Genomic DNA, 16,373 nt, shown 5'->3' on the forward strand with positions numbered 1-16,373 from the left:
CCATCAGTGCGGATCAGGCTTGATCTGTTCCGTTTACACGCAGCCCTAAGTAAGTATCTGTAAATACGACATTTTTTTGATCGTCTTTACAGCAGACGGCTGTGTTTGGCGAAGCTGCGTTTCAACCCGGATCAAACTTAGCCGATTAGGCCTGCCTGCGGGGTGAAAACCTTCAGTTTGAGTTAATTTCGCATTCTTGCGGTAACGTTTGATTAACGCTGTTGCAGAAGTGCAACATCAGGATTGCACCAAGACACAGACCGCTACAAGCCAGATTTGTCTGATAGGACCGGCGACGGCTCGGATATCTGTTGATGGACGCCTAATTGCCATAGCGCGAGGCGATATCGCGCGACAGCGTCTCGCCTTCCTTCATGTAACGGCTAATGGCTTCCGTGGCTGAAGCGGTGCACTGCGTATAGGTGCCGCCGAAGGAACGATAGCCGCGATTGAAGCTGGCGATGAAGCGGGCGCGACGCTCCGGATCCGGATTTTCCGATTCGAGCAGTTTTTCCATTTCGCCACGCCACTGGTCGCCCTTCTCGCCGCACAGATTGCGCAGGAAATGCAGCGACCCCAGCACCTCCGCCAACCGCATCAGCCCCGGCTCGAACGGCGACTCGACGCTGAACGCCGGCCGCACGGCCACGGCCGTACTGACGGCAAGGCATAAAGCGACAAGAAAACGAGCACGGCTCATAAGTCTATGTGACCAAACAATTTGTCGCCTGCAAGGCGTTTCCGGCCCGGCGGTTGGGGAATTCAGCGGCTTTCAGGGGGAACCAGCAAGTCGGCCAAGCAGATCTTCCGCCACCGCGAACACCGAGCCGGCAAGCGGCAGCGCCGCCATCTCGCGGAGTGTGTAGAAGGCTGCTGTCTCGGCATCGTCGCTCGCCACGGCCTCGCCGCCGGCATAGGCGGCGCCGAAGACCGTGAGGCGGTAATCGACCGGGTGAGAATCGTCCCTGCCGTCGATATGAATTACCCGAAGCGGGCGAAAACCGGTGGCACGCAAACCGGTCTCTTCGTGCAACTCGCGCTTGGCGGCATCCTCCAGCGTCTCGCCGGCCTCGGCCTTGCCGCCGGGAAAGGCATAGAGACCCTGCGAAGGTTGCCGCGCCCGCTTGACCAAGAGCACGGTGTCGCCACGCACCACGGCTACCGAGACCGCCGGCAGTATCTTTCGTGTATCGCTCATGGCTTCCCAACCGTTCGACCGCCGCAGCCCGCTGTGGACGGGTCAGCGCCGGACAGCTTTAGCGGTTGCAGTGCGGCTGTTCCATCGCCACTTTCTGGAACCATTCGAAGGCAGGAGCAATCGATCATGTGCGGACGTTTTGCCTTGGCCGCCACACCGAATCAGACCGCCGCCTTTCTCGGCCTGGCCGAGCTGGAGGATTTCCCGGCGCGCTACAACATCGCGCCGACGCAACCCGTGCTGATGGCGACCGCCGGCGCGCCGCGTGCACCGGGCTCCAATTTGCCGGATCGGCAACCGATGCTGGTGCGCTGGGGCCTCATTCCCACCTGGGTCAAGGACACAAGGGAGTTTCCGCTGCTGTTCAACGCGCGCTCGGAAGGCGCAATCGAAAAGGCCTCGTTCAAGGCCGCCATGCGTCATCGCCGCGCGCTGGTGCCGGCGTCTGGCTTCTACGAATGGCGGCAGAGCGGGGGCAAGAAGGGGCAACCCTACTGGATCCGGCCCAGGCATGGCGGCCTGGTCGCCTTTGCCGGCCTGATCGAGACCTATGCCGAGCCTGGGGGCTCGGAAATGGACACCGGCGCCATCCTGACGGTCAATGCCAATGCCGACATCGCTCATATCCACGACCGGATGCCGGTGGTGATCGATCCCGGGGATTTCGCCCGCTGGCTGGATTGCCGCACGTTGGAGCCGCGCGATGTTGCCGACCTGCTGCGGCCGGCGCAGCCCGATTTCTTCGAGGCTATCCCTGTCTCCGACCTCGTCAACAAGGTCGCCAACACCGGCCCGGAGATTCAGCAGAGGGGCGAGGTCGGGCCGGAGCCCGAGAAGACCAGGCGCCAGAAGCCTGGCGCGGACGACAGTCAGATGACGTTGTTCTAAGGGATACCGCTATTTCGAGGCGTATGTGAGCGCCTCATGCCCGGCGCCTTTGGCGCCGGCCGCACACTCCTTCAGGCAGCGCGGGGTGATACGATCTTCGGCGCCGGCTTCTTTTTCTTCGCGGTATGAAGAAGGGCGGCGACGATCGCGGCCGGGCCGATGGCGCGATAGTGGCTGGCCAGCGCCGGTTGCTTGGCGCGGTTGGCTTCCTGCTTGCTTCGAGGCATGTTTCTCTTCCCAGGTAACGTTTTCGTGTTCGCGTTTGACCGTTGAATCCGACCAAATCGTGACGTTTGGTGATCTAGCCGGCGAATGTTTCATGACTGTGCCGACATGTTTAATAAAATGTTTCACTGCCTGATTCCGCGTGATCGGGCGACGCGTTTGCCAATCTTTACGGCGTTTTTCTTGGAAGCGGCGGCTTGACGGCAACACTGACCAAGGCGATAAAGCCGCCCATGAAAACGTCTTTCGCCATTTGTGGCATTTGCATTATTGGCTAGCCTCGCGCTGGTCCGGACGTTTTCGCCTCATCTTTCCCCAGATTGGACAAACGCCCCGGCCAGCAGGCTGGAGTCTGATTTGCGCCTCGGCGCGGGACTGGCTCCATCCAGATAAAAAGTTCTGAACCGGGAAGGCATGGAATGTCCGACGCATCGCAGGGCCTGCGCCTCTACAACACGCTGACGCGAACGAAAGAGAATTTCGTTCCGATCGATGCGCTCAACGTGCGCATGTATGTCTGCGGCCCGACCGTCTACGACTTCGCCCATATCGGCAATGCCAGGCCGGTCATCGTCTTCGACGTGCTGTTTCGCCTGCTGCGCTATCTCTATGGCGAGGCGCATGTCACCTATGTGCGCAACATCACCGACGTCGACGACAAGATCAACGCGCGTGCACTGCGCGATTTCGGCAGCGAGATATCGGCCGGAAAGCTGTCGCTCAACGAAGCCATCCGGCGGGTGACCGAAAAGACCGCCGACCAGTTCCACAGGGATGTCGCCACGCTTGGCTGCCTGGAGCCAACGGTCGAACCGCGCGCCACCGAATTCGTCGAGCCCCGCGCCGATGGCAAGGCCGACATGATCACCTTGATTCAAAGCCTGATCAAACGCGGCCATGCCTATGTCGCGGCAGGTGAAGTTCTGTTCGACACGGCGTCGATGCCGGACTACGGCCAACTGTCGAAGCGCAATCTCGACGAACAGCAGGCCGGCGCCCGCGTCGCCGTCGATGCGCACAAGAAGAACCCCGGCGATTTCGTGCTGTGGAAGCTGTCCTCACCGGAAGAGCCGGGCTGGCAGAGCCCATGGGGCAGGGGTCGGCCCGGCTGGCACATCGAATGCTCGGCGATGTCGGCGGCTTATCTCGGCGAGGTGTTCGACATCCATGGCGGCGGCCTCGATCTCATCTTCCCGCATCATGAGAACGAAATCGCCCAGTCGCGCTGCGCCCACGGCACGTCAGTCATGGCCAATGTCTGGATGCACAACGGCTTCCTGCAGGTCGAGGGGCAGAAGATGTCGAAGAGCCTCGGCAATTTCTACTCGATCCACGAACTGCTGGAGACGGAGACCTTCGGCGGCCGCAGCTGGTCGGGCGAGGTGCTGCGGCTGGCGATGCTGATGACGCACTACCGCGAGCCGATCGACTTCTCCGTGCGCAAGCTGGAGGAGGCGGAGAACACGCTGCGCAAATGGAAACGCGCCGCGGATCTGGTGCCTGCGGCCGGGCAGTTGCCGGTGGAGGTCATCAGTGCCTTGTCGGACGATCTCGCCACCTATGCCGCCTTCCAGGTGCTGACGCAGTTGGCCAGCGAGGCCGCGGAAGGCAACGAAGCCGCCGCCGCGCTGAAGGCGTCACTGCTGTTCCTCGGCTTTGATGTTGCCTCGGCAAAGGTGGATGAGGACAAGGTTGCCAAGGCGATCGCCGATCGCCTCGCCTTTATCGCGGCGAAGAACTGGGCCGAAGCCGACCGCATCCGCGACGAGCTTTTGGCGCAGGGTGTACAGTTGAAGGACGGCAAGGATCCGGCCACCGGCGAACGTGTGACGACTTGGGAGGTCAAGCGGTGAGGGTAGCGCCAAGCACCTTTGCAAGTTTGGCGGAGGCGCCGGTGACAGCCGATCTCTCCCCCCTTGCGGGGGAGATGTCCGGCAGGACAGAGGGGGGTGTGAAGGAACGCCAAGGTTTCCGTTTGTCCCCCCTTATTCCAATCACTTCTTGAGAAGGCAGCGGTCGCAAGCTGACAGGCCGGCGGGACAGCACCCCCCTCTGCCCTGCCGGGCATCTCCCCCGCAAGGGGGGAGATCAGCCCTCGTGGCCGATTTCGCTAGTTGCCGGCGAAGGAGTGTTTGATGGGGCACGACCTCGTTCCATCCCGTCAGCGAAGAAACGCCAAATCCATGCGTCGCGTCATGACCGATGCAGAGTTGAAACTCTGGAACGAGTTACGTGCTCACCGGCTGATGGAGATGAGCTTTCGGCGGCAAGTGCCGATTGGGCCCTATATCGTGGACTTTGCGTGTTCGGCTCATCGCCTCATTGTCGAGGTCGATGGCAGCCAGCATGCTGACGCGGAACATCTCCAGTACGACGAGGCGCGAAGCGTCTATCTGAAGGCCAGCGGCTTGGACCATCCTGCGTTTCTGGAACGACGACGTCATTCGCGATATCGACAATGTCTGCCAGCACATCGTGATCGAGGCCGGTTTGGCCGGTGCCGAAGTGCCAGCACGTGAGCCAGCAAGGGAGGCATTTCCATGATCGACCATCTCGGCATCGATGTTGCCGACTTCGAGGCTTCGAAGGCTTTCTTCGACAAGGCGATGGCGCCGCTTGGCGCTTCGCTGCTCTATATGGTGCCGCTGGAATACACCGGCGGTGCCAAGGTCGGTGGCTATGGCCGTGATCGGCCCGTGTTCTGGCTGCAGGAAGGCAAGGGTGGTCAAAAGGCCCATCAACACGTTGCCTTCACCGCGCGCAGTCGCGCCGAGGTCGATGCCTTCCATGCCGCGGCCCTGGCAGCCGGCGGCAAGGACAATGGCGCGCCGGGCCTGCGCCCGCACTATCATCCGAACTATTATGGCGCCTTCGTCTTCGACCCCGACGGCAACAATGTCGAGGCCGTCTGCCATGAGCCGGAGTGAGCCATGAGCCTTGACAACCGGCCGGTCTACACAGGCGGCTGCCAATGCGGCGCGGTGCGCTTCCGCGTCGAAGGCACGCTTGGCGACGCCTCGATCTGCCACTGCCGCATGTGCCAGAAGGCGAGCGGCAATTTCTACCTGCCGTTGGTCTCGGTGCGCGGCGCCAGGGTTGACTGGACGCGCGGCGAGCCCAAGCGCTTTCGTTCCTCCAATGCTGCCTGGCGCGGCTTCTGCGCCGAATGCGGCACGCCGCTGACCTTCGAGGCGCCCGACGGCATGGCGCTGGCGATCGCCGCCTTCGACGATCCGGCTGACATCGCGCCGACCATCCAGTGGGGCACCGAGGCAAAACTGCCTTATGTGGATTCGATCCCGCAACTGCCGGGCGAGGATACGATGGCGGACATGGGTTCGGCTCCCTATCTCGCCGAGCTTGTGTCCTATCAGCATCCCGATCACGACACCGACCAATGGCCGCCGGAGGAAAGACCATGACCGAGACTGTCCGAACCGGCGGTTGCCAGTGCGGCGCCGTGCGCTTCCGCGTCAAGGGGGCGCTTGGGCGCCCGTCCATCTGCCATTGCCGCATGTGCCAGAAACAGTTCGGCTCGTTCTTCGGCGCGCTGGTGACGGCGCCCAGGGACGGTATCGAATGGACCCATGAGGAACCGAGCTATTTCCAGTCTTCGGTCAACATCGATCGCGGCTTCTGCGCCCGTTGCGGCACGCCGCTGACCTACCGCCAGCCCGGCGGGCTGGAGATCGCCATCGGCGCCTTCGACGACCGCTCGGACCTGGCGCCGCAAATTCAGGTCAATTACGCGTCCCGGCTGCCCTGGGTGGAAAAAATCTTCGAGGCGCCGGTTCATGACGATCCCGACTTTTACGCAAGGCAGGAGCAGATCATCTCCTTCCAGCATCCCGATCACGAAACGGCCAACTGGCCGCAACAGGGCCTGAAACTATGAGCTTGCGCACCCTCTACCCGGAGATCGAACCGTTCGACAGCGGCATGCTCGATGTCGGCGATGGCCATGAGGTCTATTGGGAGCGTTCCGGCACCAAGGGCGCCAAACCGGCCGTGTTCCTGCATGGCGGACCTGGCGGCACCATCTCGCCCAAACACCGGCGGCTGTTCGACCCAAAACTCTACGACGTCATCCTGTTCGATCAGCGCGGCTGCGGAAAGTCGACGCCGAACGCCTCGCTGGAGGCCAACACCACATGGCATCTCGTCGCCGACATCGAGCGACTGCGCGAAATGGCCGGCTTCGACACATGGCTGGTGTTCGGCGGCTCCTGGGGCTCGACGCTGGCGCTCGCCTATGCCGAGACGCATCCCGATCGTGTCAGCGAACTCGTGGTGCGCGGCATTTACACGCTGACCCGCGCCGAGCTCGAATGGTACTATCAGTTCGGCGTCTCCGAGATGTTTCCCGACAAGTGGGAGCGTTTCGTGGCGCCGATCCCCGAGGCTGAGCGCGGCGACATGATGGCCGCCTACCGCAAGCGGCTGGTCGGCTCGGACCGCAAGGCGCAGCTGGAAGCAGCCCGCGCGTGGAGCCTGTGGGAAGGCGAAACCATCACGCTGCTGCCCGAGCCGGAAACCAGCGACAAGTTTGGCGAGGACGACTATGCCATCGCCTTCGCCCGCATCGAGAACCATTATTTCGTCCATGCCGGCTGGCTCGACGAGGGGCAGCTGCTGCGCGATGCCTGGAAGCTCAAGGATATCCCCGGCACCATCGTCCATGGCCGTTACGACATGCCGTGTCCGGCGCGTTATGCCTGGGCGCTGCACAAGGTCTGGCCGAAGGCCGACTTTCACCTGATCGAGGGCGCCGGCCATGCCTATTCGGAGCCGGGCATCCTCGATCGGCTGATCCGCGCGACGGACAAATTTGCAGGCAAATGACCATGACCCGCGAGCGTCTCTATCTCTTCGACACCACATTGCGCGATGGCCAGCAGACGCCGGGCATCGACTTTTCCGTCGAGGACAAGATCGCGATTGCAAAACTGCTCGACGATTTCGGCATGGACTATGTCGAGGGCGGCTATCCTGGCGCCAATCCGACCGACACGGCGTTCTTTCAGCAGAAACGCACGGCAAGCGCCAAATTCGTTGCCTTCGGCATGACCAAGCGGGCAGGGGTGTCGGCATCCAACGACCCCGGCCTTGCAGCGCTTGTGCAATCGAAATCCGACGCCATCTGCTTCGTCGCCAAGAGCTGGGACTATCATGTCCGCGTAGCGCTCGGCTGCACCAACGAGGAGAATCTGGAGTCGATCAAGACTTCGGTCGAAACCGCTGTGGCTTCGGGCAAGGAGGCGATGGTCGATTGCGAGCACTTCTTCGACGGCTTCAAGGCCAATCCGGACTATGCGCTGGCCTGCGCCAGGACGGCCTACGATGCCGGCGCACGCTGGGTGGTGTTGTGCGACACCAATGGCGGCACGCAGCCTTCGGAAGTGCGTACCATCGTCGCCAAGGTCATCGCATCAGGCATTCCCGGTGATCATCTGGGCATCCACGCCCATGACGACACGGGCCAGGCGGTCGCCAATTCGCTGGCCGCGGTCGAGGCCGGTGTGCGCCAGATCCAGGGCACGCTGAATGGCATAGGCGAGCGCTGCGGCAACGCCAATCTGATCTCGATCGTGCCGACGCTGGCGCTGAAGCCGGCCTTCGCGGATCGCTTTGTATCAGGCATTTCGGCCGAAGCGCTGACCGGGATTTCGCGTCTGTCGCGTGCATTCGATGAATTGCTGAACCGCGCGCCGGAAGCGCAGGCGCCCTATGTCGGTGCCTCGGCTTTCGCCACCAAGGCCGGCATCCATGCCTCCGCCCTGGCCAAGGAACCGGCGACCTATGAGCATGTGCCGCCGGAATCCGTCGGCAACCGCCGCCGCGTCATGGTCTCCGACCAGGGCGGCAAGGCCAATTTCCTCGCCGAGCTGAAGCGGCGCGGCATCGAGGTGCCCCGGGACGATCATCGGCTCGACGCGCTGATATCAGTCGTCAAGGAGCGCGAGGCCGAGGGCTATGCCTATGAGGGCGCCGATGCATCCTTCGAGCTCCTGGCGCGCAAGATGCTGCACGGCCTGCCGGAATTCTTCAATGTCACCTCATTCCGCTGCATGGTCGAGCGCCGCTTCGACGCCAATGGTCAGTTGAAGACGGTGTCCGAGGCGATCGTGAAAGTACTTGTCGACGGCGAGGAGAAGATGTCGGTGGCGGAAGGGCATGGCCCGGTCAACGCGCTTGACATCGCGCTGCGCAAGGATCTCGGCAAGTACCAGAGCGAGATCGTCGACCTCGAGCTCGCCGACTTCAAGGTGCGTATCCTCAATGGCGGCACCGAGGCCATCACTCGCGTCCTGATCGAATCGCATGACGGCACTGGTGCGCGCTGGTGGACGGTCGGGGTTTCCGAAAACATCATCGACGCTTCGTTCCAGGCGCTGATGGATTCGATCATCTACAAGCTGATGAAGAACCGCGAGATGGCCGGACTTGTTGCTGCCGAATAAGGTTGAACCATCAGCGGAAGTCCATTGATCCATCAGAACTTTGTGATGGTCTTGCCAAGGTTACTGGGCCATAGGGTTGGGCCATGGTCACTGAAGCAATTGCCCTGGACGCAGAGTCAAAGGCCCGTCGCGGCTTCCTGCTGGCGCTGGGCGCCTATCTCTTGTGGGGTGTGCTGCCTTTCTACATGAAAGCGGTGGCGCATCTGCCTCTTGCCGAGGTGATCGCCCACCGCATCGTCTGGTCCGTGCCGATCGCCGCGGCGGTCCTGGTCTGGGCCGGCCGCACGGCGGACTTCAAGGCGGCCATTCGTTCGCCTCGCACCATCGCCATGGCGGCGCTGACGGCGGCGCTGATCTCGGTCAACTGGGGCATCTATGTCTGGGCGATCGCCGTCGATCGCACCGTCGAGACCGCGCTTGGCTATTACATCAACCCGCTGGTGGTGGTCGTGGTCGGAGCCGTGCTGCTGGGCGAAAAGCTCGACCGGTTGCAGATCGCGGCGGTCGCGTTGGCGACGGTTGCCGTCACGGTGCTGACAATCGAGGGCGGCAAGCTGCCCTGGGTGTCGCTGGCGCTGGCGTTTTCCTTCGCCGCCTACGGCTTCTTCCGCAAGACGCTGCCGATCGGGCCAAGCCAGGGCTTTCTGCTCGAAGTGCTTTTGCTGTCCGTGCCGGCTCTTAGCTATATCGTCTACCTGATCGCGACCGGACAGGACCACATCGTGTCGAGCACCGGCACCGACACGGCGCTGCTGATCGGCTGCGGTCCGGTCACGTCGGTGCCGCTGCTTTTGTTCGCGTTCGGCGCCAAGCTTTTGCGCCTCTCCACCATCGGCATCATGCAGTACATCGCGCCGACCATGGTTTTCCTGATCGCGGTTCTGATCTTCGACGAGCCGTTCGGCACGGCACAAGCCATAGCCTTTGCCCTGATCTGGACGGCGCTGGCGATGTATTCCTGGTCGATGCTGGTCACCGCGCGACGGGCGGCGGCTACATCTGTCCGAGCCGCCTGACGAAGAGATAGGTCACGCCGGCGATCAGCAGCGAGACCGCGGTCACCACCCAGAAACCCATCGGCGTGTCGACCAGGGGCAAACCGCCGACATTCATGCCGAACAGGCCCGAGATGATGGTCATCGGCAACAGCACCGCCGTCATGACGGAGAGAACGTAGAGAAGCTGGTTCGACTGCATGGTCAGTTTCGCCATCAGCTCGTCCTGCAACAACCTCGTGCGTGCCTGCAACTGCTCGCCGTCATTATAGAGGGTGAGTGCCCGGTGCGAGAGTCTGGCCGCCATATCATTGATCAGATCAGGCAGCTCGTCGCGATGCGAATGGTCGAGATGCCGGAACAGGTTGGTGAGCGTCGCCATCTGCCGGTGAATCACCACCAGTTGCCGGCGCGCCTCGACCAGCGCCTGGCGTTCATTGTGCCATGCATCGCGCACGACGCGGTCCTCTATGCCGTCAAGCGCATCGCCAAGCTTGCCGAGTTCACCCGACATGCCATCGAGCGACTGGCCCATGACCGCCTCGATCAGGTCCGACGGCGAGCGGAATTTCCGCGATCCATTCTCCACCGCCTTGCGGATGGCGTCGACCGACTCCAGCGGCTGTTTGCGGGCGCCGATCAGCATCGTGTCGTTGAAAGCGAAGCGGAAATGGACGAGCCCGCGCGCCTCCGAGAAATCGTGCTTGAGGTCCGGCAGATCGCCATAGAGCCAACCATCCTCATAATCGATGTGGCAGCCATGGCTGGGGGCGAGGAATGCGTCACGCGCCGGGGCCGGCAGGGCCTGCTCGGCGCCGATCTCCTGGCGCGCGTGGAGGTCGGTGATCTGGTAGCTGCGCCAGGTCCAGTGGGCTTGCGCGGGATCCTTGGTGCGCACGCCTTCAGCGGTGAAATGGTAGATGAAGAACAGCCCGTGCTCATCGGGCAAATAGGGCGAAAGGTCGGTGCCTTCGGCGGGGAGGGCGATGTTCACTGTCGCTTCTCCAGATGGTCCAAGCAACGAACCGCGCAACCGGCTCACTGCAAGGTCTTAGCATGCGGGAAGCCGGTTTCGTGTGACAGTTTCTTGACAGTCGATCACAGTGTGTCGAGCAGGGAAGCGCGGTGGCGGCACCTTCACCGCCACCGCATTGCGATTGGGGGTAACTCAGCGCTTCGGCCCAAACCCGGGATAGGGGTTGAGGGGCACGATCGCGGTGACGTCCATCATGCCGGCCTTGATCAGCGGCAAGGTGGCGAGGTAGCCGCGCACTTCGGTGTCGTCGGCCGCCTCGAACATCATGCCGCTGCCGGGGATGTCGCCACGGTTCCAGACCTGGCGCACGGCACCTTCGGCGTAGAGCGTGCGGCGCTGTTCGGCTTCGCCGGGCAGAAGCGGTGCAAAGTCAGCGTCACTGAACTTTGCGGTGTTGCGGGTGAGAAGGGCGAAGAACTGCATGTGGGTCTCCTTTGGTTGGTGGCCGACTATCCCTGCGGCTGGTCAGACTGTCCAAGACTGATTAGGATAGAGTTCAGACCTGAAAGGACTAAATCGTCGGAGAAAAAGTGTTCGACCTGCGCCAGCTCCGCTACTTCATCACCGTCGCCGAAACCGGCAATGTCGGTCGCGCCGCCGAGATCCTGCACATCTCGCAATCGCCACTCAGCCGGCGGATCATGCAGCTCGAGGAGCAACTGGGCGTCACTCTGTTCGAACGGGCAAAGCAGCGGGTTCATCTCAACGCCGAGGGCCGAGCCTTCCTCGCCGAGGCCCGCGCTCTGATTGCCAATGCGCGGCGCGTGGAGGAGTTCGGCCGCAGCCTTGCCAGCGGCGCGGTCGGCCGTCTCGCCATCGGCTATGTCGAGGGCGCAGTGCATGCCAGGCTGGTCGCCGATATGCTCAGGCAATTCCGCCGCGAGCGGCTGCAATTGCATCTCAGCCTGATGAGCCTGCGCTCTGCCGCGCAACTGGAAGGGCTGCGCCAGCGCACGCTCGATCTCGGCCTGGTCTATTCACCGCCGCCGGCCGACTATCCTGAAATTGCCTCGATGCTGGTCCGCCGCGAGCCGCTGGTGCTGGCGATACCCGAGGGCGATGCGCTTACGGATGTCGCCGACATCGGCCCGCATCATCTCGACGGACGCCCGTGGATCACGGTGGTGCGCCAGCCCGCCGACACCAACCGCGGCCAGTTCCTGGCCGCTTGCATCGAGGCCGGCTTCGTGCCCGACATCGCCTATGAGACCGCCGATCCCTTGACCTCGCTCGGCCTGGTCAGCGCCGGACTGGGCCTGGCGACGGTGCAGGAAAGCCTGCGAAGCGCCGCGCCGCCGGGAATAGTCTTCCGCGACCTTCCCTGGTTCAAGCGCAGCGTGGCGATTTACCTCGCCTGGCGCCGGCAGGATGAGCGCCCGGTGATTGGGGATTTGCGGAAGGCAGTAGGCAGTAGGCAGTAGGCAGTAGGCAGGCCCTATTCCCCACTGCCTATTCCCTACATCTTGTCTATCACCGACTGCACACCCTCGGTCGGGGCGTCGACGGAGGAGCCTGCCACCATGATGGCGGCGACGATGGCCTCCGGATCGTTGACGACCAGCGGCTTGACCCGTTGCGCGGTGTGGATGAAGCCCTCTGCCGTCATGTGATCAAGCAACGCCGTCATCGGGTCCCAGAATCCGTTGATATTGGCGAAGACGATCGGCTTGCGGTGATGGCCGAGTTGCGCCCAGGTCATGATCTCGACGATTTCCTCGACTGTGCCGATGCCGCCAGGCAGCGCCACAAAGGCGTCGGATTTCTCGAACATCTTATGCTTGCGCTCGTGCATGTTGTCGGTGACCAGCAACTCGTCGAGCCGGTCGAGCGCGGTTTCGGTTGCTTCTCTGTTGATCAGGAAGCGGGGAATGATGCCGGTCACCTTGCCGCCGGCCTTGAGCGCGCCTTCTGCGACGGCCGCCCATAATGCCTTTGGTGCCGCCGCCATAGATCAGCCGCAGGCCCGCTTTGGCAATCGAGCGTCCAAGCAGGTGCCCGGCCTTGGCATAGATTTCATTGCGGCCCGGAGACGAGCCGCAATAGACGCAGACGGATCGAATCGTGTTCATGCTGATGATTGGTGATTGGGTCTGAAAGCGTGGTCAAGCCCTAAGGGTTGACAAGCTGAGCTTTTTCTTGACTGCCCGTTTTTCTTGTCGGCATTGGCAAAACACGCTAGACCGGCATTAGGTGGCTAAGGGGTAGGGAAATATGGCAATTAATCCATTGAAGGCGTTCCTGTTCGCGGCGGGTGGGACCGTCGCGGCCGCGGGAACTGCCTACATATCGGGCGCACTCGACCCGTATCTTCATCCAACGCCGCCGGCGAAGGTCGCGGCCTCGACGCCGCCCGAGGCGCCGAAACCGGCTGATACCGGCACGGAAGGGCGACTGCCGGCGCCGGCTGTGCCGGCCGCTCCCGCCGCGGCGCCTCAGGCGACTGCTCCAGCCGCGCCCGCGACAGAGGCTACAGCTCCGGCAGCGCCTGCACCGGCCGCACCCGCAGCGGCCGGCCCGACCGCGCCGACTTTCGATGTCGTGCGCGTCGAGGGCAATGGCTCGATCGTCATTGCCGGCAATGCAGCGCCCAATTCAAAGGTCGAGATCCTGAGCGGCACGACGGTGCTTGGCTCGACTATGGCGGGTCCCGATGGCGCCTTTGTCATCGTGCTCGACGATCCGCTGAAGCCTGGCGACTATACGATTACCCTGCATTCGACCGTCGGCACGGTCGTAACCGTCTCGGTGCAGACCGCTGTCGTTTCGGTTCCCAAGAATGCCGCCGGCCAGGTGCTGGCCATGGTCGAGGAGCCGGGCAAGCCGGCCGAACTGCTGACGGTTCCCGCGCCCGAGACCAAACCGGCAGCACCTGCCACCGGCGACCAGGCTGCCGCTCCGGCTGCACCGGCGCCAGCTCCGGCCGCTCAAGCGCCCGCAACTGCCGCTCCGGCGCCCGCCGCGCCGGCGACACCGCCCGCCGCCGTGGCCGGACCCAAGATCGTCGTCGAGGCGGTCGAGATCGACGGCAACAAGATCTTCGTCGCCGGTCTCGCCGATCCGGGCCGCAAGGTGCGCGCCTATGCCAACGACATCCTGCTCGGTGACGCGCTGACATCGCCGGACGGTCATTTCCTCATCGAAGCGACGCGCGACATTCCAGTCGGCAGCTACACCATCCATGTCGACGGCCTCGATGCCGACGGCGTAAAGGTCGTGGCCCGCGCCGCGGTGCCGTTCGAGCGCGAGCCGGGCGAAGCGGTTGCCGCCGTGGCGCCTGCCGGGACCAAGCCGGCGGATGCCAAGCCAGCTGAGACCAAGCCAGCCGCACCGGCAGCCGCCGAAGCACCTGCCGCACCGGCAGCGCCCGCTGCGGAGGCTCCGGCCGTTGTCGCTGCCACCACGCCGCCAAGCGACGTGCCGGAGGCCGTAGCGCCCAAGCTCGAACATGCCGACGGCGCCGTGATTATCCGCCGCAACGACACGCTGTGGCGGATTTCGCGACGCGTCTACGGCCACGGCGTGCGCTATTCCACCATCTATCTCGCCAACCAGGACCAGATCAGGGATCCCGACCACATCTGGCCCGGCCAGGTGTTCAAGGTCCCGGAAAAGTCCAAGGAAGGCGAAGCCGCCGACCTCAAGGCAATGGGCGAGCAGGCGACGACGGCGCCGACTAAGAAGCAGTAGGAGCCCGCATCGATCAGCTGACATCGCCTGCTTGGTTGGAGTGAAGCGCGAAACCGTTTGCCCCGGGATCGCCCAGTTCAGGGCGGAGATTCATGCTCGGAATGAGATAATCTCCGCCATTTTGCCGACGGTATGGGATGGGCGCCGTCGTCGCCAGCGTCCGCATCCTCTCACGCAGCCGTTCAGCCACGGGTTCGAAGCCGGTCTCGTCGAGACGATCGACCTGGTAGACGACGAACGGCGGAAGTACGTCGTATCCGGGGTAGTAGAGGATCCCGTGATTGATCGGGAACAGCAGATCGTCGATGGGGCCGTTGATCCCGCGTGGCGTGTAGTGCTCCTCCCAGCCTCCTGCGGTCACGATCAACATGGCGCGTTTCCCGACAAGGGTGCCCTCGCCATAGCGATCGCCCCAGCGCCGATCGCTATGCTCACCAACGCCATAGGCGAATCCATAGGCGAACACACGGTCGACCCAACCCTTGAGGATTGCCGGCATGGCGAACCACCAGAGCGGGAACTGCAGGATCAAGGTGTCGGCCCACAGCAGCTTCTCGATCTCCGCCTTTACATCTGCGGTTAGCGTGTTGGCCTCGAAACCCTTCTTGGAAGCCACGACCGGGATGAGCCGCGCATCGGGTTCCAGCGACGGGAAGTCGGCGCGATCGATTTCGGATTTCCAGCCTTCGGCGTACAGGTCCGATACGCGAACCTCATGCCCTTGAGCCTCGAGTTCCCTGATAGCGACATCACGAAGGGCGCCGCTCAGCGAGCGTGATTCAGGATGGGCGAAGACAAGCAGAACTTTCATGGGTCAGATCCGGTATTGAGGAAACTGACGCAAACGTAGCCAACGGTGATATGATCCACTATATGCAGGTAATGCATAACATTGTGCCGAATAATGGATAAATCAGACATTACATTCGAGCGCATGCGCAGCTTCGTTCGCGTCGCCGAGCGTGGCAGCCTGTCGGCCGTCGCGCGGGAGCTTGGTGTCGGGCAGTCAACGATCACGCGGCACGTTCGGGAGCTCGAAGAAGCGGTCGGCGTGCCTTTGCTCAGCCGAACGACCCGGCGGGTCACGATGACCGCCGAAGGCAGCCGCTATTATGCCAATAGCGTTCAGATCCTGCGCCTCGTCGAACAGGCCAGCGATGAGGCCCGGGGCACGCGCGGCGCGCCCGCCGGCACGATCCGGATAAGCTGTACGGCGGCTTTCGGTGTCTTGCACGTCAGCCGCCTGATCTTCGCTTTTCAGGACCGTCATCCCGACATTGGAGTGGACCTCAGCCTCACCGATGAACGGGTGGACCTCGTCCGCGAGGGTGTCGATATCGCACTTCGGCTGGGGCCGCTCACGGACAGTTCGTTGAAGCTGAGGACCCTCGGCCAGTCGCGGCGTCTGCTCGTGGCCTCTCCTGACTATCTGGCGGCGCGGGGAAGACCGACCGTCCCTTCGGATCTGTCCCGCCATGAGGGCATCCGGATGTCGAACGTGGCGGGCAGCGAAACGCTTGTTTTGCAAGGCGCCGGCGGCGAACGCCACACGGTGCCTTTCGCCGGGCGGCTGCGGATCGATCATGGACTTGCCGCGCGGCAGGCCATGATCGCCGCTCGGGGGATCGCGCCGGCGCATCGATGGCTTGTGGACGATCTTCTGGCTGCGGGCTTGCTCGAGACGATACTGGCGGATTATTCGCTGCCGTCCGTTCCGTTGAACATGTTGATCGTCCCGGAGCGCGCAGGCGTCGCAAGGGTCCGCTTGCTGGTTGAGTTTCTGGTTGAACAGATTGCCGCTATTCCAGGGATCGAGAAATCCCTCCCGGAGCATTAGCTGCCGTCCGATCTGCCCGGAAGAGTAGCTTGCGGCGGTGCCGTCC

General features: G+C 63.0%; 17 protein-coding genes and 2 pseudogenes. 12 read left to right on the top strand and 7 right to left on the bottom strand.

What is annotated here, in order from left to right:
• Positions 1–322: 322 nt before the first annotated feature.
• Complete coding sequence (locus ACVILI_RS14565; protein ID WP_019857219.1) at positions 323–700, bottom strand: TIGR02301 family protein; 378 nt, start codon at positions 698–700, stop codon at positions 323–325.
• A 72-nt stretch (positions 701–772) separates the two neighbouring features.
• A complete protein-coding gene (locus tag ACVILI_RS14570) occupies positions 773–1,198 on the bottom strand; it encodes an NUDIX hydrolase (RefSeq protein ID WP_019857220.1) in 426 nt (141 codons plus the stop codon).
• 126 nt (positions 1,199–1,324) lie between these two features.
• Here ACVILI_RS14570 and ACVILI_RS14575 point away from each other — a divergent pair, with 126 nt between their 5' ends.
• On the top strand, positions 1,325–2,086 hold the full coding sequence (locus tag ACVILI_RS14575) for an SOS response-associated peptidase (RefSeq protein WP_038645664.1): 762 nt from the start codon (positions 1,325–1,327) through the stop codon (positions 2,084–2,086).
• Positions 2,087–2,157: 71 nt separating this feature from the next.
• On the opposite strand, the gene ACVILI_RS14580 is transcribed toward ACVILI_RS14575, so the two are convergent.
• Positions 2,158–2,313: a hypothetical protein gene (locus ACVILI_RS14580; protein WP_019857222.1), complete on the bottom strand. Its 156-nt coding sequence runs from the start codon at positions 2,311–2,313 to the stop codon at positions 2,158–2,160.
• A 417-nt stretch (positions 2,314–2,730) separates the two neighbouring features.
• On the opposite strand from ACVILI_RS14580, the gene cysS reads away from it, so the two are divergent.
• From cysS to rarD, 8 genes and pseudogenes are all read left to right on the top strand, one after another.
• Entirely contained in the window at positions 2,731–4,164 is a 1,434-nt protein-coding gene (cysS, locus tag ACVILI_RS14585; protein ID WP_019857223.1) for a cysteine--tRNA ligase, read from the top strand.
• Positions 4,165–4,446: 282 nt separating this feature from the next.
• Positions 4,447–4,855: pseudogene (locus ACVILI_RS14590) on the top strand (endonuclease domain-containing protein).
• Entirely contained in the window at positions 4,852–5,238 is a 387-nt protein-coding gene (locus ACVILI_RS14595; RefSeq protein ID WP_038645668.1) for a VOC family protein, read from the top strand. The pseudogene ACVILI_RS14590 and the gene ACVILI_RS14595 overlap by 4 nt, the downstream one beginning before the upstream one ends.
• A 3-nt stretch (positions 5,239–5,241) precedes the next feature.
• Positions 5,242–5,733 carry a GFA family protein gene (locus tag ACVILI_RS14600; protein WP_019857226.1) on the top strand — a complete coding sequence of 164 codons (492 nt, stop codon included), beginning with the start codon at positions 5,242–5,244 and terminating at the stop codon, positions 5,731–5,733.
• The gene (locus tag ACVILI_RS14605; protein ID WP_027046669.1) at positions 5,730–6,206 is read left to right on the top strand and encodes a GFA family protein; all 477 of its coding nucleotides are present in this window, start codon (positions 5,730–5,732) and stop codon (positions 6,204–6,206) included. The genes ACVILI_RS14600 and ACVILI_RS14605 overlap by 4 nt, the downstream gene beginning before the upstream one ends.
• Entirely contained in the window at positions 6,203–7,153 is a 951-nt protein-coding gene (gene pip, locus ACVILI_RS14610) for a prolyl aminopeptidase (RefSeq protein WP_019857228.1), read from the top strand. Before ACVILI_RS14605 ends, pip begins: the two co-directional genes overlap by 4 nt.
• Positions 7,150–8,772 (top strand): citramalate synthase, encoded by a 1,623-nt coding sequence (gene cimA, locus ACVILI_RS14615; protein ID WP_202360326.1) that lies wholly within the window; start codon positions 7,150–7,152, stop codon positions 8,770–8,772. Before pip ends, cimA begins: the two co-directional genes overlap by 4 nt.
• Positions 8,773–8,855: 83 nt before the next feature.
• Positions 8,856–9,788 (top strand): EamA family transporter RarD, encoded by a 933-nt coding sequence (rarD, locus tag ACVILI_RS14620; RefSeq protein ID WP_038645672.1) that lies wholly within the window; start codon positions 8,856–8,858, stop codon positions 9,786–9,788.
• Here the strand turns inward: rarD and ACVILI_RS14625 are convergent.
• Complete coding sequence (locus tag ACVILI_RS14625) at positions 9,766–10,761, bottom strand: transporter (protein WP_038645676.1); 996 nt, start codon at positions 10,759–10,761, stop codon at positions 9,766–9,768. The genes rarD and ACVILI_RS14625 overlap by 23 nt on opposite strands.
• A gap of 174 nt (positions 10,762–10,935) precedes the next feature.
• Positions 10,936–11,226 carry a muconolactone Delta-isomerase family protein gene (locus tag ACVILI_RS14630; protein ID WP_019857232.1) on the bottom strand — a complete coding sequence of 97 codons (291 nt, stop codon included), beginning with the start codon at positions 11,224–11,226 and terminating at the stop codon, positions 10,936–10,938.
• 107 nt (positions 11,227–11,333) lie between these two features.
• Here ACVILI_RS14630 and ACVILI_RS14635 point away from each other — a divergent pair, with 107 nt between their 5' ends.
• Complete coding sequence (locus ACVILI_RS14635; RefSeq protein ID WP_240564693.1) at positions 11,334–12,224, top strand: LysR substrate-binding domain-containing protein; 891 nt, start codon at positions 11,334–11,336, stop codon at positions 12,222–12,224.
• Between the two features lie 35 nt (positions 12,225–12,259).
• Here ACVILI_RS14635 and ACVILI_RS14640 read toward each other — a convergent pair.
• Positions 12,260–12,872 (bottom strand): annotated as a pseudogene (locus ACVILI_RS14640) (LOG family protein).
• 142 nt (positions 12,873–13,014) lie between these two features.
• Between ACVILI_RS14640 and ACVILI_RS14645 the strand changes: the two are divergent.
• Positions 13,015–14,490, top strand: coding sequence for a LysM peptidoglycan-binding domain-containing protein (locus tag ACVILI_RS14645; RefSeq protein ID WP_064984996.1), 1,476 nt, complete (start codon positions 13,015–13,017; stop codon positions 14,488–14,490).
• Positions 14,491–14,503: 13 nt separating this feature from the next.
• Here ACVILI_RS14645 and ACVILI_RS14650 read toward each other — a convergent pair whose 3' ends face one another.
• Positions 14,504–15,301 carry an NAD(P)H-dependent oxidoreductase gene (locus tag ACVILI_RS14650; RefSeq protein ID WP_038645681.1) on the bottom strand — a complete coding sequence of 266 codons (798 nt, stop codon included), beginning with the start codon at positions 15,299–15,301 and terminating at the stop codon, positions 14,504–14,506.
• 93 nt (positions 15,302–15,394) lie between these two features.
• Here ACVILI_RS14650 and ACVILI_RS14655 point away from each other — a divergent pair, with 93 nt between their 5' ends.
• On the top strand, positions 15,395–16,327 hold the full coding sequence (locus ACVILI_RS14655) for a LysR family transcriptional regulator (RefSeq protein ID WP_038645683.1): 933 nt from the start codon (positions 15,395–15,397) through the stop codon (positions 16,325–16,327).
• Positions 16,328–16,373: the final 46 nt, after the last annotated feature.

It is taken from the genome of Mesorhizobium sp. USDA 4775, from assembly GCF_054062655.1.